Below are 14,060 nucleotides of genomic sequence, written 5' to 3' on the forward strand. Positions count from 1 at the left end.
GGGAGGTGGGGTGTGCCCGGACCCGAGCTGCGCCGTCGCCTGAGCACGTCCGACGCGGTGGTCATCGGCCTCGGGGCGATGGTCGGGGCGGGGGTGTTCACCGCGTTCGCCCCCGCGGCCCGCGCCGCCGGTGCGGCCCTGCTGCTGGGGCTGGCCGTCGCCGCCGTGGTCGCCTACTGCAACGCGGTGGCCTCCGCGCAGTTGGCGGCGGTGTACCCGACCTCCGGCGGCACCTACGCCTACGGCCGCGAACGGCTCGGCGACTGGTGGGGCTTCACCGCCGGGTGGGGCTTCGTGGTGGGCAAGTCGGCGTCCTGCGCGGCGATGGCCCTGACCTTCGCCACCTACGCCGTGCCGGGTCCGCCCTGGGCGCAGCGGGTGGTGGCGGTGGCGGCTGTCCTCGGGGTGGCCGCGCTCAACCTGCGCGGTGTCACCCGGACGGTCGCGATGACCCGGGTCCTGGTCTGCACCAGCCTCGCCGCCCTGGCCGCGGTGGTCGTCGGCGTCCTCGCGGGCGGCCGGGCGGACCCGGCGAACCTGACCGACTGGGCGGGCGCGAGCCCGCTGGGCGTGCTGCAGGCGGCGGGCCTGCTGTTCTTCGCCTTCGCGGGCTACGCGCGGGTCGCCACCCTGGGCGAGGAGGTGCGCGACCCCCGGCGCACCATCCCCCGCGCCATCCCGATCGCCCTGCTGATCACCGTGGCGGTCTACCTGGTGGTGGGCGTGGTGGCCCTGCTGGTGCTCGGCCCGCAGCGCCTGGCCTCCGCCGCGGCCCCCCTGACCGCCGCGGTCGAGGCAGGCGGCGTCGGCGGCTTGGCCCCGGTGGTGCGGGTGGGCGCGGCGCTGGCGTCGCTGGGCGCGCTGCTGGCCCTGGTCGCGGGCATCGGCCGCACCGCCATGGCCATGGCCCGCCACCGCGACCTGCCCGCCCCCCTGGCCGCCGTCCACCCCACCCGCCACGTCCCGCACCGCGCGGAGGTGGCGGTCGCGCTGCTCGTGGCGCTGGCGGTGTCCCTGGTGGACCTGCGCGGCGCCATCGGCTTCTCCTCCTTCGGCGTCCTGGTCTACTACGCCATCGCCAACGCGGCGGCGTTCACCCTGCCCCGCGAGCAGCGCCGCTGGCCGCGCTGGCTGTCGGTCCTGGGGCTGGTCGGCTGCGCGGCCCTGGTGGTGACCCTGCCCTGGCAGTCCGTGCTGGCGGGCGCGGCGGTGTTCGCCGTGGGCCTGCTGGGCCGGGCGGTCGTGCGCCGCGGGCGGGGGTGATCGGGGATCACGCCGCCCGCGCGCGGACCACGCCGAAGGCGACCAGGGCGGCCGCGGCGAGGGTCAGGACCACGCCGGAGAGCACGGCGGCCTGGTGGAACTCGGCGGCTTGGCCTGCGGTCCAGTGGGCGGCGGTGATGGAGCCGGTGAACAGGGCGGCGAGGGTGGTGCCGGTGACGGCGACGCCCGCGGCGGAGGTGACCTCGGTGGCGGTGTCGGTGAGCGCGGCGCCGATGGTGGTGCGGTTGTCGGGCAGGCCGCGCAGGACGTTGACGGCGGCGACGGCGCCGACGACCCGCATGCCCGCGGCGACCAGGGCCAGGGCGACGGCGACCCACGGGTAGCCCAGGCCGCCGAGCAGGGTGTAGACGGCCAGGCCGAGCACCACCGAGGACGCGCTCAGCCAGGCGGCGCGGCCGAGGCCGAGCCTGCGGACGACCGGGCCGACCAGGGCGCCGCCCGCGATGAGGACCACGACCTGCGGCAGCAGGCCGAGGGCGGCGCGGGTGGGCGACCAGCCCCAGGCCAGTTGCAGGTGCAGGGTCACCAGGTAGCCCAGCCCGGCGGTGGCCAGCGCGGCCGCGGCCTTGTAGACCAGACCGCTGGCGACCAGCGGCCGGGCGACCAGGCGCAGGTCGAGCAGGGGGTGGCGGGCGGTGCGCTGGCGCCGGGTGAACAGGGCCGCGCTCGCGGCGGCGCCCGCGGTGGCCGCCCACGGGGTCCAGGAGCCCGCGCCAGCCTCGACGAACAGGGTGGGGGCGGTGAGGGCGAGCACCACGGTGAGCGTGCCGAGGACGGCGCCGGGCACGTCGACGGGGTCGCGGTGCAGGTCGGCCGGGTCGTCGGCGGCGATGCCCGACCGCACGCCGAGGACGGCCAGGGCGGCGATGGGGACGTTGGCCAGCAGCAGCACCTGCCACGGGGCGACGGCGAGCACGGCGCCGCCGAGGGTCGGGCCGACGGCGAGCCCGACCAGGCCGACGGTGGAGATCAGCGTCGTGGCGCGCACGCGCAGGTCGTCGTCGGCGAACAGGCGGAAGGCCAGCGCCATCGAGCCGGGGGTGGTCATCGCCGCGGCGACGCCGGTGGCGGCCCGCACGGCGATCAACCCGCCCGCGGTGGTGACGAAGGCGGTGGCCAGGCTGGCGGCGCCGAGCAGCACCAGCCCGACGAGCATCACCCGCCGCCTGCCGAACCGGTCGGCCACGGCGCCGAAGGCGAGCATCAGCCCGCCGAAGACGACCGCGTAGGCGCTGGTGACCCACTGCAGGGCGGTGGTGGAGGTGTGCAGGTCGCGCCCGATGGTGGGCAGGGCGACGGTGAGGATCGAATTGTCGAGCATCTCGAACAGGAAGACGGCGGACAGCCCCGCCAGCGCCACCCACGCCGCGCGCAGCGTCTGCGGGCGGGCGGGTCCAGGCGGTTCTACGGGCTGTTCGTGCAGGTGAGCGGTCATGGGACGCCTCTCGGATCGGTGACGAACACCGTTCTACTCCGGAACAGTGTTCGTGACAAGACGAGCGCTGTTCAAAGTGGTTCGGAACACTGTTCGCGAGCGGCTAGACTGCGCCCATGTCACCGACCCCGCAGCAGCGCCGGGCCGCACGCCACCAGCTCGCCACGGGCCCGGTCGCCACCCGGCGCGGCCCCGCGGGCGCGCGCAAGAAGCCGATCACGGTGGACCTGATCGTCGACACCGCGTTCGCGATCGTGGCCGCCGAGGGCTACGACGCGCTCACCATGCGCAGGCTCGCCACCACCCTGGAGACCGGCCCGTCCTCGCTCTACGCGCACGTGGTGAACAAGGAGGACCTGGACGAGCTGCTGATCGGCAGGCTGTGCGCGCGGGTCGCCCTGCCCGAGCCCGACCCCGCCACCTGGCGCGACCAGCTGGTCGACGTGTGCACCCAGCTGCGCGAGCAGTACCTGCGCTACCCGGGCATCTCCCAGGCCGCCTTCGCCGCCGCCCCCACCAACCTCGACACCCTCCGCCTGGCCGAGGGCCTGCTGGGCATCCTGCTGGCGGGCGGCGTGCCCCCGCAGACCGCGGCGTGGGCGATCGACGCCCTGGTGCTCTACGTCAACGCCCACACCCTGGAGGTCTCCCTCGCCCGCCGCCGCCCCGCCCGCGACGACGACACCTGGGTGGTCAGCCGCGACGAGGTCCTGCGCCGCTTCGCCGCGCTCCCGGAGACCTACCCGCACACCAAGCGGCACGCCGACGAGCTGACCACGGGCACCCCCGAGGACCGCTTCGCCTTCACCGTGCGCCTCATGGTCGACGGCCTGGTCGGCTCGGCGCAGGGGTGACGACGCTTGTCCACCCGGGACAGGCGGACCGCCGCTGGGCGTTGGGGCGCAACGCGTTGCGCCGGTCGGCCCAGCGGGGCGGCGGCAGAGCGGCCGCTCCTCGCCGCGCGCCGTGTGATCGTCCGGCGCCGGGGGTAGGTGGAGGGCACTCGTGTCCCACGGAGGAAGGCGGCGCGCAATGCCTCGCGTGCAGCAGCACCGGCGCAGGCTGCCGGGGAGTTGGTTCCGGACCACCAGCGTGCGGAGCCACTACCGGAAGTCCCCTGCCCTGATCCCGACCATCATCGCGGTGGTCCTCGCCCTGGTCCTCCTGGCGGTCCTGATCTTCTAGCGGGCCGGGTTCTCGGGCGGACGGCGTCGGGCGGGGGTGCGGGCTGGGACCGCGCCCCCGCCCGACGCCTGCCCGGACCGCTCCAGCAGGGCGAGGTAGTCGTCGAGCCGGGCCGCGCCGGTAAGCAGCGCGCGGCCTCGGGCCAGGAGGCGGGCCTGCCACGCGTCGAGGAAGGCGGCCAAGTCCCCCGCGCCACCGGCGGCCCGCAAGGATTCCACGAAACGGGCCACCTGGGGCAGCGGGTGGTGGCCGCGGCGGAGCTGCCGGGCCACTTCGGCATCGCGCACGGACTCCGGCCCGTAGACCCGGTGACCGGTGGCGCGGTCGCGCTCGGGGCGCAGGATGCCCGCCGCCTCCCACGTGCGCAAGGTCGCCGGGTGCAGGCCGAGCCGCCGCGCGAGTTCGCCCACCGACAACGGCGGAGAAGCGGTGGCGGCGGGCGTGCCCGACAGGTCGTCCAGGGCGGCTGCCACCTCCGAGCGGGTGCGGCGCTCGGCGGTGAGGGCGGCGTGGGCCGAGTCGATGAGCCGGTAGGCGGCGTCGAGGTCACCCCGGTGGGTCGCGCGCAGGATCTCCACCGCCTGCTGGTGGCCGTGGCCGGGGCGCAGCGCGAGGAACGCGCGGAGAGCCTGGGCGTGCAGGGGCGTGTAGTGCCGGTACCCGGAGCCGGTGCGCTCGGCGGGCGGCAGCGCGCCCGCGTCCTCGTAGTTGCGCACGGCCTGGGCGGACAGGCCGTGCTCCCGCGCGAGGTCGACCGGCCGCACGTGAACCCCCTTTGAAGCTTTCGGCACTCAACACCACGGCAACGACGACGAAGTTTCACCCGAGTGTTCAACGATACTGTCAAGGACCGTTCCGAACGGAAGGGTCCACCATGTCCACCACCCACCCCGTCCCCCTCGACGACCCGGCGAGCCTGGGGCGCGCCCTGGACGACCTGTTGGTCACCCGGCCCGCACTGCTCGCCCTCGGGGAGCCGACCCACGGCATCGAGGCGTTCCCCCGGCTGCGCAACGACGTCCTGGCCCATCTCGTCGACCGCGGCTTCCGCTCGATCGCCCTGGAGACGGACGCCTTCGCCGCCGCCCTCGTCGACGACTACACCGCGGGCGGTAACTACGACGTCGACACCCTGGACGTCGACACCGTGCTGGCCCAGGGCTTCAGCCACGGGTTCGGCAACGTGCCGGGCAACCGCGAACTCCTCGACTGGCTGCGCGAGCACAACGCGGGCCGTGCCCCCGAGGACCGCGTGCGCTTCCACGGCTTCGACGCCCCGCTGGAGAGCTCGGGCGCGCCGAGCCCGCGCACAGCCCTTACCCGCGCCGTCGAGCACCTCCCCGAGGCGCTGCGCCCACCGTCCACGTGCGACCTCGACGCGCTGCTGGGCGAAGACGAGCCGTGGACGAACCCCGCGGCGATGTACGACCCGACCGCCTCGATCGGCGGCTCCGAGCGGGTCAGGTCCCTGCACGTCGCCGCCGACGACGTGGTGAGCGCCCTGCGCCGCGCGTCCCCCGCGCTGCGCCAGGCCGACCCCACGGGCTTCGACCTCGCCGTCGCCCACGCCCGCACGGCCCGGGGCCTGCTGCGCTACCACGCCGCCATGGCCCGCGACACCCCCGACCGCATCGGCACCCTGCTCAGCCTGCGCGCGGAGATGATGGCCGACAACCTGCTGTCCATCGTCGAGCAAGAGCAGCAGCGCGGCCCCACCCTGGTGTTCGCCCACAACGCGCACCTGAACCGGGCACTCTCCCGCATCCCCGTGGGTGGGCAGGACGTCAGCTGGGCGAGCGCGGGCGCTCTCGTCGCCCTCACCCTCGGCAGCCGCTACGCCGTCGTCGTGACCGACTCCAACCCGAACAGCGAACCGGGCACCCTGCAAGGTGAGATGGCCGCGCAGACCCGCACCCGCAGCCTGTTCCAGGGCGGTGCGCTGCCCAGCGGTGCGGCGGGGAAGCCGATCCTGCCCGGCCACATCCCGCTCACGCCGGACGACCTCGCCGCCGCCGACGCCGTCATCTTCGTCGCGGACACCGACGGCACGCGCCACCAGTACTGGTGACGGTCACTTCACCCCGGTGCGGCTCACCCCCTGCACGAAGTACCGCTGGAACACCAGGAACAGCAGCACCATCGGCAACACGGACAGCAGCGCGAACGCCATGGTGCCGCCGTAGTCCGAGCCGTACTGGCCCTGCAGGTAGAGCAGGCCCACCGGGGCGGTGAACAGGCGGTTCTCCTTCAGCGCGATCAGCGGCCAGGCGAAGTCGTTCCAGCTCTGGAGCAGGGACATGAAGAACAGCACCGCCAGCAGCGGCCGCGACAGCGGGAGCACGATGCCGAAGAACACCCTGGCGTGCCCGGCGCCGTCGATCCGCGCCGCCTCCACCAGCTCGCGCGGGATGTCCAGGATGGACTGGCGGGCCAGGAACACGCCGAACGCCGAGGCCACCGCGGGCAGGATGACCGCCCAGTACGTGCCGTAGAGGCCCAGGGAGATCACGAGCTTGAACTGCGCGACCATGATGACCTGCACGGGCACCATCAGCGTCGACAGCGCCACCAGGAACACCGCCCCGGACCCGCGGAACCTCAGCTGTGCCAGGGCGTAGCCCGCCATCGTGCTCGTGGCGACGATGAGCAGCGACGACACCAGCGCGATCGCCACCGAGTTGCCGAACCACGTCAGCACGGGGTAGCTGTCGAACAGCGTGGTGAAGTTGTCGGTGGTGGGCGCGCCCGGCCACAGCCGCAGCCCGCCGCCGAGCAGCTCGGCGCGGCTGGTGAACGCGACCACGACCATCCAGTACAGCGGGAACAGCAGCACGGCGGCGAGCACCAGCGCCAGCAGCAGCCGCACGACCAGCCCCACCCGCTCGCGCACCGCGGCGCTCATCCGGTCACCTCCGCGGACCTCGCCGCGCGCCAGCGCAGCACGGTGAAGGCGAGGGTGAGCAGCAGGAGCACCACGCCGATCGCGGCGGAGTAGCCGTGGTCGCGGGTGGTGAACGCGGTGTCGTAGGCGTAGGTGACCAGCACCGACGTGGCGTCGCGCGGGCCGCCGCCGGTGAGCACGAAGACGATGTCGAACACCTGGAAGGAGTAGATCACGTTCATCACCACCAGGAAGAACGACGAGGGCGCCAGCGCGGGCACCGTGACGGCGCGGAAGCGCTGCCAGCCGTTCGCGCCGTCCAACCGGCACGCCTCGTGCAGGGTCGGGTCGACGTTCTGCAGGCCCGCCAGGTAGATCAGCGCGTTGAACCCCACCCGCCACCACAGCGTCACCAGCACCACCGAGGCGAACGCGGCGGTGCCCCCGGACTGCCACTGCACCGCGGGCAGGCCCAGGGCGCCGAGCAGCCCGTTGAGCACGCCGTTGTTCTCGTTGAACACCAACGCCCCGGTGAGCGCGGTGGCCACCCCGGACACCGCCATCGGCAGCACGACGACGGAGCGGAAGAACCCGCGCGCGGGCAGCAGCGAGTTCAGCAGCACCGCCGCGCCCAGGCCCAGCGCCATCGACACGGGCGTCACCACGGCGGTGAACAGCGCGGTGTTCGCCGTGGCGCGCCAGAAGTGCGGGTCGCCCAGCAGGCGGGTGTAGTTGTCCAGACCCGTCCAGGACGCGTCGCCGAAGCCGGTGTCGCGCTGGAAGCTGATCGTGACCGCCCACACCAGCGGCAGCAGCGCGAACAGCACCAGCACCAGCAGGTACGGCGAGAGGAACGCCCACGCCGCGCGCGCCTCCTGCCCGCCGCCCGCCCGACGCGCACGGGCCACGCCCGCCCCCGCGCTCACGGGGTGCGCGCCGTGGCCGCGGCGATGCCCTCGGACAGCGCCGCCAGGGTCGCACCGGTGTCGCGGTCGCCCACGAACGCCTCCTCCAGTTCGTCGCTGAGCACCGCGTTGATGGCGTCCATCGCGGGCGAGGCCACCTGCTCGGCGTCCTGCGGCAGCACGGTCGTGGCCTGCCCGAGGAACACCGGCGTCAGGTCGGGCCGGGCGGTGAACCGCAGGCCGCCGGAGACCAGGTCGCGGCGGGTGGGCAGGGCCGAGGACGCCACGCAGAACGAGCGCATCGGGTCCTCGCGGGTGACCAGCTCCAGGAACGCCGCCGCCAACTCGGGCTTGGCCGTGCCCGCCGTCGCGACCAGGGCGTTGCCGCCGAGGTCCCCGCCGCCGCGCACCCCGCGCGGGGCGAACGTGGCCCCCCACTCGAAGTCCAGCGTGGCGTCGGCGTCGGGCAGCAGGAACGCGCCGCCGAAGGTCATCGCCGTCGTCTGCCCGTACCAGGTGTCGCTGGCGTAGGTGGTCGACTTGACCGAGGAGTTCGGCGGCACGAACCCGCGCCGGAAGAACCCCTGGGTGAACTCCAGCGCCGCCCGCCCGGCCGCCGAGTCCACCGCGGGCGCGCGCAGGTCCGGCGCCAGCACCCGGCCGTCGGCCTCGAACAGCCACGACAGCCACCGCGTCACCCCGGTCAGCTGCCAGTTGACCGCGAACGGGTACCGGTCCGGCGGCAGCGCCCGCCGCAGCGCCACCGCGACCTGCTCGAACCGCTCCCACGTCCACGCCTCGTCGAGGGTGGTGGGGATGTCGGTGATCCCGGCCGAGCGCAGCGCCTCGGCGTTGTAGAGCAGCACGGAGGTGTCGGTGTGGTGCGGCACCCCGAAGGTCCGGTCCCCGCGCCGCACCGCCCGCCACATCGCGGGGGTGAACCGGTCCCCGAACCCGGCGGGCAGGTGCGGGCCGAGGTCGAGCAGCTGCTGTCCCCCCGCGTACACCCCGAACGTGTCGTAGTCCACCCGGAACACGTCCGGCGCCTGCCCGGCCTGCAACTGCGCGTCGATGTTGGTGAAGAAGTTCTCGTACGGCGCGGTGTTGATGAGCACCCGCGTCCCCGGGTTCTCCCGCGTGAACGCGGCGGCCAGCTCGCGGAAGGCGCCGAGTTCGGCCTCCGTCCCCCACGTGGTGAACGACAACGCCCCCGGGTCGCCCGCCGCCGACCGCCGCGGCACGAACCCGCACGCGGAACCCCCCACCACCGCGACCACCGCACCCGCTGCGGCCAGGAACGCCCTGCGCCCCAACCGGTTCGGCCCAGCGCTCACCACACCGCCACCGACGCCCCGCCGCACGCCCGGCCGCCGACCGCCGTCTCCCCCGCAGGCTCTGCCATGGGCTCAATCTTGCAGCCTCACCCCCGGTTCGGCTGGCCGCCGAGCGCTCAGGGCTCGGGCGCGGGGCGGCCGCCCGAAGTGGACAGCGCCCGCTCGACCCTGACGCGCAGGTCCCGCACGACGTCGTGCCTGCCCTGTTCCCGGCACAGCCGCTCGGCCTCGGACCACGCCGCCGCCGCGCGGTCGGCGCGCCCGGCGCCGCTGTGGGCCTCGCCCAGCCGGATCAGGGTGTGGGTGCGGGCGTAGGTGCTGCCGAGGCTGTCCAGCAGCGCCGCCGCGCGCTCCAGGTGGCGGGTGGCGTCGGGGTCGCCGCCGCGGAGCGCGATCTCACCGAGGCTGTCGAGCGCCGCCGCCTCCAGGTCGCGGTCGCGCGCCCGCCGGGCGCGGCTGAGCGCCTCACCGCACAGCCGCGCGGCCGTGTCGTGGTGGTCCAGCCGGGAGTGGTAGAGGCCGATGGCGTTGAGCACCTGGATCTCGGCGCGCCCGAGGCCGAGCGCGCGATACCCGCCGAGCGCCTGCGCCGCGTGCTCGACGGCGCCGAGGTGGTCGTCGAACTCGCCGAGCGCCCACGCGAGGGTGTGGTGGGCCTGGGCGGTGCCGAGGTCGTCCCCCGCCGCTTCGCGCAGGGCCGTGCGCAGGTGGGTCAGCGCCACGCGCCGGTCGCCGCGGCGGGCGTGCGCGGCACCGAGCAGCCGGTGCGCGAGCGCGTGGGCCGTCGGGTCACCCAGCCGTTCCGCCGCCGCGCACCCGAGCGCGAGGGAGGTGACGTGGTCGGTGTCGTGGCCGCGCCGGTGGTGGTAGGTGTGCAGCGCCCACGCGAGGTCCCAGGCGCCGCGGTGGTCCCCCAGCCCGGCGGCGGTGCCCTGGGCGGCGAGGAGGCAGGCGTGCTCGGCGTCGAACCACGCCAGCGCGCGGTTCCTCGACCCCTCGTCCCCGCCCACTCCCGGCGGGTGCCTGCCCGGGTCGAGGGCGCGGTCGTGGGCGGTGGCGGCGCGGCCCAGGTGGGCGATGACCCGTCGCTGCGCGGCGCCCACCTCCTCGGGGTGGGCGCGCGCCTGCGCCTCGGCGTGCGCGCGGACCAGGTCGTGCATCCGGTACCGGCCCGGCACGGGGGCGTGCACCAGCGACACCGCCTCCAAGTCGTCGAGCAGGCGCGCCACCTGGTCGGCGTCCACGCCCACCAGCGCCGCGGCGTTGTCGACACCGGTGTCCGGGCCGGGGCAGGCGCCGAGCAACCGGTAGAGGCGGCGCTGCTCCGGGTCGAGGTGGCGGGTGGACCAGGACAGCACGGCGGGCACGCTGGCGGCCGGATCGGCGTCGGAGAGCGCGTCCAAGCCCGCGCGCCGGATGTGCCCGACCAGGTCCGCGACGCCGAGGTGCGACCGGGTGCGCAGCCTCCCCGCCGCCACCGCCAGGGCGAGCGGGAACCCCCGGCAGGCCTCGACGAGGTCGGCGGTACCGGGGTCAGCGCCGACGGCGGCGCCCAACCTGGCGGTGAGGAGCGCCAGCGACCCCGCCCGGTCCAGCGGCGCCAGGTCGACGTGGTGGGCCCACCGGGTGCTCACCAGGCCGGTGAGCCTGCGCCTGCTGGTGATCACGGTCGCGCACCGCCCACCACCGGGTAGCAGGTCGACGACCTGGGCCGCGTCGTGGGCGTTGTCGAGCACGACGAGCACCGCGCGGTCGGCCAGCGCGCTGCGCAGCAGGGCGGCGCGGTCCCGGGGATCGGTGCCCGCGTGCGCGGGGTCCACCCCCAGCGCGGTGAGGAATCCCCGGACAGCCGCGTCGGCGGTCACCGGTTCGCCCGGCCCGAAACCGCCGAGGTCGACGTGCAACTGCCCGTCCGGGAAGCGCGCCGCGCTGCGGTGCGCCCAGTGCAACGCGAGGGCGGTCTTGCCGATCCCCCCTGGGCCGGAGATCACCACGACGGGGTCCGGGCGTTCCCCCAGGACCGCGTCGAGGGCGCGCAACTGCTCGTCGCGGGCGCTGAGCACCGGGATGTCGGCGGGCAGCTGACGGGGCACGTCGGGCGGGGGTGCGGGAGCCCGCCCGGGGTGGGTGCCGTCGAGCAGTCGCGCGTGCAGCGCGGCGAACTCCGCACCCGGGCCGGTGCCCATCTCCGCGGCCAGGTCGCGCAGGTACACCTGGCAGGCCGCCAGCGCCTCGGCGTGGGCGCCCGCGGCGGCCAGGCAGCGCACGAGCAGCAGGTGCGTGGGTTCGCGCAGCGGGTTGGCCAGGGAGAGCGCCCGCAGCTCGTCCACCAGGGCGGGCGCGGGGCGGCCCGCGTCGAGCTCGCCTGCCAGCAGCGCCTCGGTGGCGGTGAGGCGCTGCTCGGCCAACCGCGCGCGGTCGCCGTCGAGCGCGGGCAGGTCCACGTCGGCGAACGGCTCGCCGCGCCAGCAGCCCAGCGCCGAGCGCAGCAGGTCGGCGGCGAGGTCGCGCGACGACGCCCCGCCCGCCCTGGACACCAGGTCGCGGAACCGGTGCAGGTCCACCGACTCGTCCGGCACGTCGAGCGCGTAGCCGTGCGGGGCGGACCGGACAAGGGTCTTCGCCCGGTCCCCGAGCAGTTGGCGCAGCGCCCGGATGGTCTGCTGGACCACGTTGCGCGGGTCCCTGGGCAGGGGACGACCGCCCGGGGACCACAGCAGGTCCACCACCCGGTCCACCGTGACGCCCGCGCCACGGGCCAGCAGCAGCGCGACCAGGACGCCCCGCCGGTTGGTGCCCGCGACCGCGACCTCGCGCCCCGCCGCGTCGCGGACCCGGAGCGGGCCGAGCACGTCGAAGGTGAAGCCCGCGACCCCCGAAGACGACACATCCTCAGCGTAGGTGGGGCAGGGGCGGCGCGCACGCCCCCCGGCAGGACAGATCGAGGACAACCCGGCAGCTCAGCGCCGGTTCAGCGCCGATTCAGCGATCCCGTCGACAGTTGACCAAGCCAACGAGCGGTTGGTGGACGACAACCGGAAGGCGGACGGCATGAAGCACATCGGCACGGTCCTCGCCCTGGCGGGGGCATTCGCGATCACGGGGGCGACCGTCGGGGCGACAGGCGCCTCGGCGTCCCCCGCGGGGGCGCAGAGCTGGCACGAGGCCAGCGTGGGGGGCGGCAACTCCGGCGGGGCGGTGACGCTCCGGGACTGCTACCACCCGACCCAGACCCCCACCACGAGCTGCGGCCCCGTCGCGTCGGTGCCCACCGGCACGGTGGTGCACGTGGTGTGCCAGGCGGGCGGCCAGAACATCTACGGCAACGCCGTCTGGGACTACGTCGTGACCCCCTACGGCGAGGGCTACATGGCGGACTACTACCTGTTCACCGGGTACGACGGCTGGATCCCGAGCGTCGACCGCTGCTAGCGCGCACCCCGCTCGGGGGACGGGCACCCGCCCGTCCCCCGAGCGCGACGGGGCTCAGGGCTTGAGGTCGCGCTTGAGGATCTTGCCGGTGGGGCCCTTGGGGAGGGTGTCGACGAAGGTGATGCCGCGGGGGTACTTGTAGGCGGCGAGGTGCTGCTTGCAGTGCTCGACCAGGTCCTGCTCGGTGGTGGTGGAGCCCGGTTCGAGGGTGACGTAGGCGATGACCTCCTCGCCGAGGCGGGAGTCCGGCTTGCCGATGACGGCGGCCTCGACGACGGCGGGGTGCTCGTAGAGGACTTCCTCGACCTCGCGGGGGTAGACGTTGTAGCCGCCGCGGATGATGAGGTCCTTGAGGCGGTCGACGACGAAGAAGTAGCCGTCCTCGTCCTGGTAGCCCAGGTCGCCGGAGTGGAACCAGCCGTCGCGGAGGGCGGCGGCGGTGTCCTCGGGGCGCTTGTAGTAGCCCTTCATGACGTTGTGGCCGCGGATGACGATCTCCCCGACGTGGGCCGCACCGCGCGGGAGCTCGGTGCCGTCGGGGTCGACGACCTTGGTGTCCACGCCCCAGATCGGCTTGCCGATGGACAGGACCTTGCGGTCCTGGGCGCTGGTGTTGAACGTGGTGGTGCTGGCGGTCTCCGACAGCCCGTAGCCCTCCAGCACGACCACGCCGGGGAACTTCTCCTCGAAGGCGCGGATCACCTCGCCGGGCATCGAGGCGCCGCCGGAGAGCGCGGCGCGCAGGCTGGTCAGGTCGCGGCCCTCGGCCGGGTGGTGCAGCAGGGCGACGAACATCGTCGGCACGCCCAGGAACAGGGTGCACCGGTGCGCCTCGACCGCGTCGAGGACGGCGGCGGGTTCGAAGCGCGGGACGAGCACGAGCGTGGCGCCGAAGCGCACCGCCACGTTGAGCACGCTGGAGAGCCCGAAGACGTGGAACAGCGGCAGCACGGCCACCGACACGTCGTCGGGGCGGGCGCCGAAGATCGAACCGGCCAGGGTGCAGTTCATGTAGAGCTGGAAGTGGCTCAGCTCGGCGCCCTTGGGCTTGCCGGTGGTGCCGCTGGTGTAGAGCAGCACGGCGGTGTCCTCGGCGGACCCGGCGTGGAACAGGCCGGTGTCCTGCGCGGCGAGCAGGTCGTCGAAGGGCAGCGCGCCCGCGGGCGGCGGGGCGCCGGTGGCGCTGACGACGTAGGTCGCCACCCCGCCCGCCCTGGCCGCGCCGTCGACGGCGGAGGCGGTGAACAGCTCGAAGGTGATCAGCGCCCGGGAGTCGCTGTCGGTGAGGTGGTAGGCGATCTCGGTCGCGGTCAGCAGCGGGTTGAGCGGCACCACGACCAGCCCGGCCTTGAGCGCGCCGAAGTAGGCGAGCAGGAACTGCGGCACGTTGGGCAGGTGCACCGCGACCTTGTCCCCCGGCCGCAGGCCGAGCCCGCGCAGCGCGGTGGCCACCCGCCCGGACAGCGCGTCCACCTGGGCGTAGGTGACCGCGCGGTCACCGGCGTGCGCGAGCGGTTTGTCCGGGTGGGCGGCCGCGGACTCGCGGAGGATCGTGGCGAGGTTGAACGACATCGATGTGGTTCTCCTTCACGCGTGCGGTGCCC

Annotated in this window: 12 protein-coding genes; 5 read left to right on the forward strand and 7 right to left on the reverse strand. The window is 74.8% G+C overall.

All coding sequences use genetic code 11. The features are described from left to right. Positions 1–12 precede the first annotated feature (12 nt). Complete coding sequence (locus BJP25_RS18220) at positions 13–1,263, forward strand: APC family permease (RefSeq protein WP_075976141.1); 1,251 nt, start codon at positions 13–15, stop codon at positions 1,261–1,263. A 7-nt stretch (positions 1,264–1,270) separates the two neighbouring features. Here the strand turns inward: BJP25_RS18220 and BJP25_RS18225 are convergent, their stop codons facing one another. Further along, the gene (locus tag BJP25_RS18225; protein ID WP_075976142.1) at positions 1,271–2,719 is read right to left on the reverse strand and encodes an MFS transporter; all 1,449 of its coding nucleotides are present in this window, start codon (positions 2,717–2,719) and stop codon (positions 1,271–1,273) included. Positions 2,720–2,835: 116 nt separating this feature from the next. Here BJP25_RS18225 and BJP25_RS18230 point away from each other — a divergent pair, with 116 nt between their 5' ends. Further along, the gene (locus BJP25_RS18230; RefSeq protein WP_075976143.1) at positions 2,836–3,573 is read left to right on the forward strand and encodes a TetR/AcrR family transcriptional regulator; all 738 of its coding nucleotides are present in this window, start codon (positions 2,836–2,838) and stop codon (positions 3,571–3,573) included. A gap of 178 nt (positions 3,574–3,751) precedes the next feature. Next, on the forward strand, positions 3,752–3,904 hold the full coding sequence (locus tag BJP25_RS35050) for a hypothetical protein (RefSeq protein ID WP_198943538.1): 153 nt from the start codon (positions 3,752–3,754) through the stop codon (positions 3,902–3,904). Here BJP25_RS35050 and BJP25_RS18235 read toward each other — a convergent pair. Continuing rightward, positions 3,901–4,668, reverse strand: coding sequence for a MerR family transcriptional regulator (locus tag BJP25_RS18235; RefSeq protein WP_084794138.1), 768 nt, complete (start codon positions 4,666–4,668; stop codon positions 3,901–3,903). The two genes, BJP25_RS35050 and BJP25_RS18235, sit on opposite strands and share 4 nt — an antisense overlap. A gap of 110 nt (positions 4,669–4,778) precedes the next feature. On the opposite strand from BJP25_RS18235, the gene BJP25_RS18240 reads away from it, so the two are divergent. Then, positions 4,779–5,972, forward strand: coding sequence for an erythromycin esterase family protein (locus BJP25_RS18240; protein WP_075976144.1), 1,194 nt, complete (start codon positions 4,779–4,781; stop codon positions 5,970–5,972). A 3-nt stretch (positions 5,973–5,975) separates the two neighbouring features. Here the strand turns inward: BJP25_RS18240 and BJP25_RS18245 are convergent, their stop codons facing one another. The 4 genes from BJP25_RS18245 to BJP25_RS18260 all read right to left on the reverse strand — a co-directional run bounded on the left by BJP25_RS18245 (position 5,976) and on the right by BJP25_RS18260 (position 11,912). Beyond that, positions 5,976–6,806: a carbohydrate ABC transporter permease gene (locus BJP25_RS18245; RefSeq protein WP_075976145.1), complete on the reverse strand. Its 831-nt coding sequence runs from the start codon at positions 6,804–6,806 to the stop codon at positions 5,976–5,978. After that, positions 6,803–7,693, reverse strand: coding sequence for a carbohydrate ABC transporter permease (locus BJP25_RS18250; protein ID WP_075976146.1), 891 nt, complete (start codon positions 7,691–7,693; stop codon positions 6,803–6,805). Before BJP25_RS18250 ends, BJP25_RS18245 begins: the two co-directional genes overlap by 4 nt. 14 nt (positions 7,694–7,707) lie before the next feature. Further along, positions 7,708–9,024, reverse strand: a complete 1,317-nt coding sequence (locus BJP25_RS18255) for an ABC transporter substrate-binding protein (RefSeq protein ID WP_198943539.1) — start codon at positions 9,022–9,024, stop codon at positions 7,708–7,710. 116 nt (positions 9,025–9,140) lie between these two features. After that, positions 9,141–11,912 (reverse strand): BTAD domain-containing putative transcriptional regulator, encoded by a 2,772-nt coding sequence (locus tag BJP25_RS18260; RefSeq protein WP_075976148.1) that lies wholly within the window; start codon positions 11,910–11,912, stop codon positions 9,141–9,143. Between the two features lie 136 nt (positions 11,913–12,048). Between BJP25_RS18260 and BJP25_RS18265 the strand changes: the two genes are divergently transcribed. Beyond that, positions 12,049–12,456, forward strand: a complete 408-nt coding sequence (locus BJP25_RS18265) for a hypothetical protein (protein WP_075976149.1) — start codon at positions 12,049–12,051, stop codon at positions 12,454–12,456. Between the two features lie 54 nt (positions 12,457–12,510). On the opposite strand, the gene BJP25_RS18270 is transcribed toward BJP25_RS18265, so the two are convergent. Beyond that, positions 12,511–14,028: a long-chain-fatty-acid--CoA ligase gene (locus tag BJP25_RS18270; RefSeq protein ID WP_075976150.1), complete on the reverse strand. Its 1,518-nt coding sequence runs from the start codon at positions 14,026–14,028 to the stop codon at positions 12,511–12,513. Positions 14,029–14,060: the final 32 nt, after the last annotated feature.

This window comes from Actinokineospora bangkokensis, from assembly GCF_001940455.1.
GTDB classification, from domain to species: Bacteria; Actinomycetota; Actinomycetes; order Mycobacteriales; family Pseudonocardiaceae; genus Actinokineospora; species Actinokineospora bangkokensis.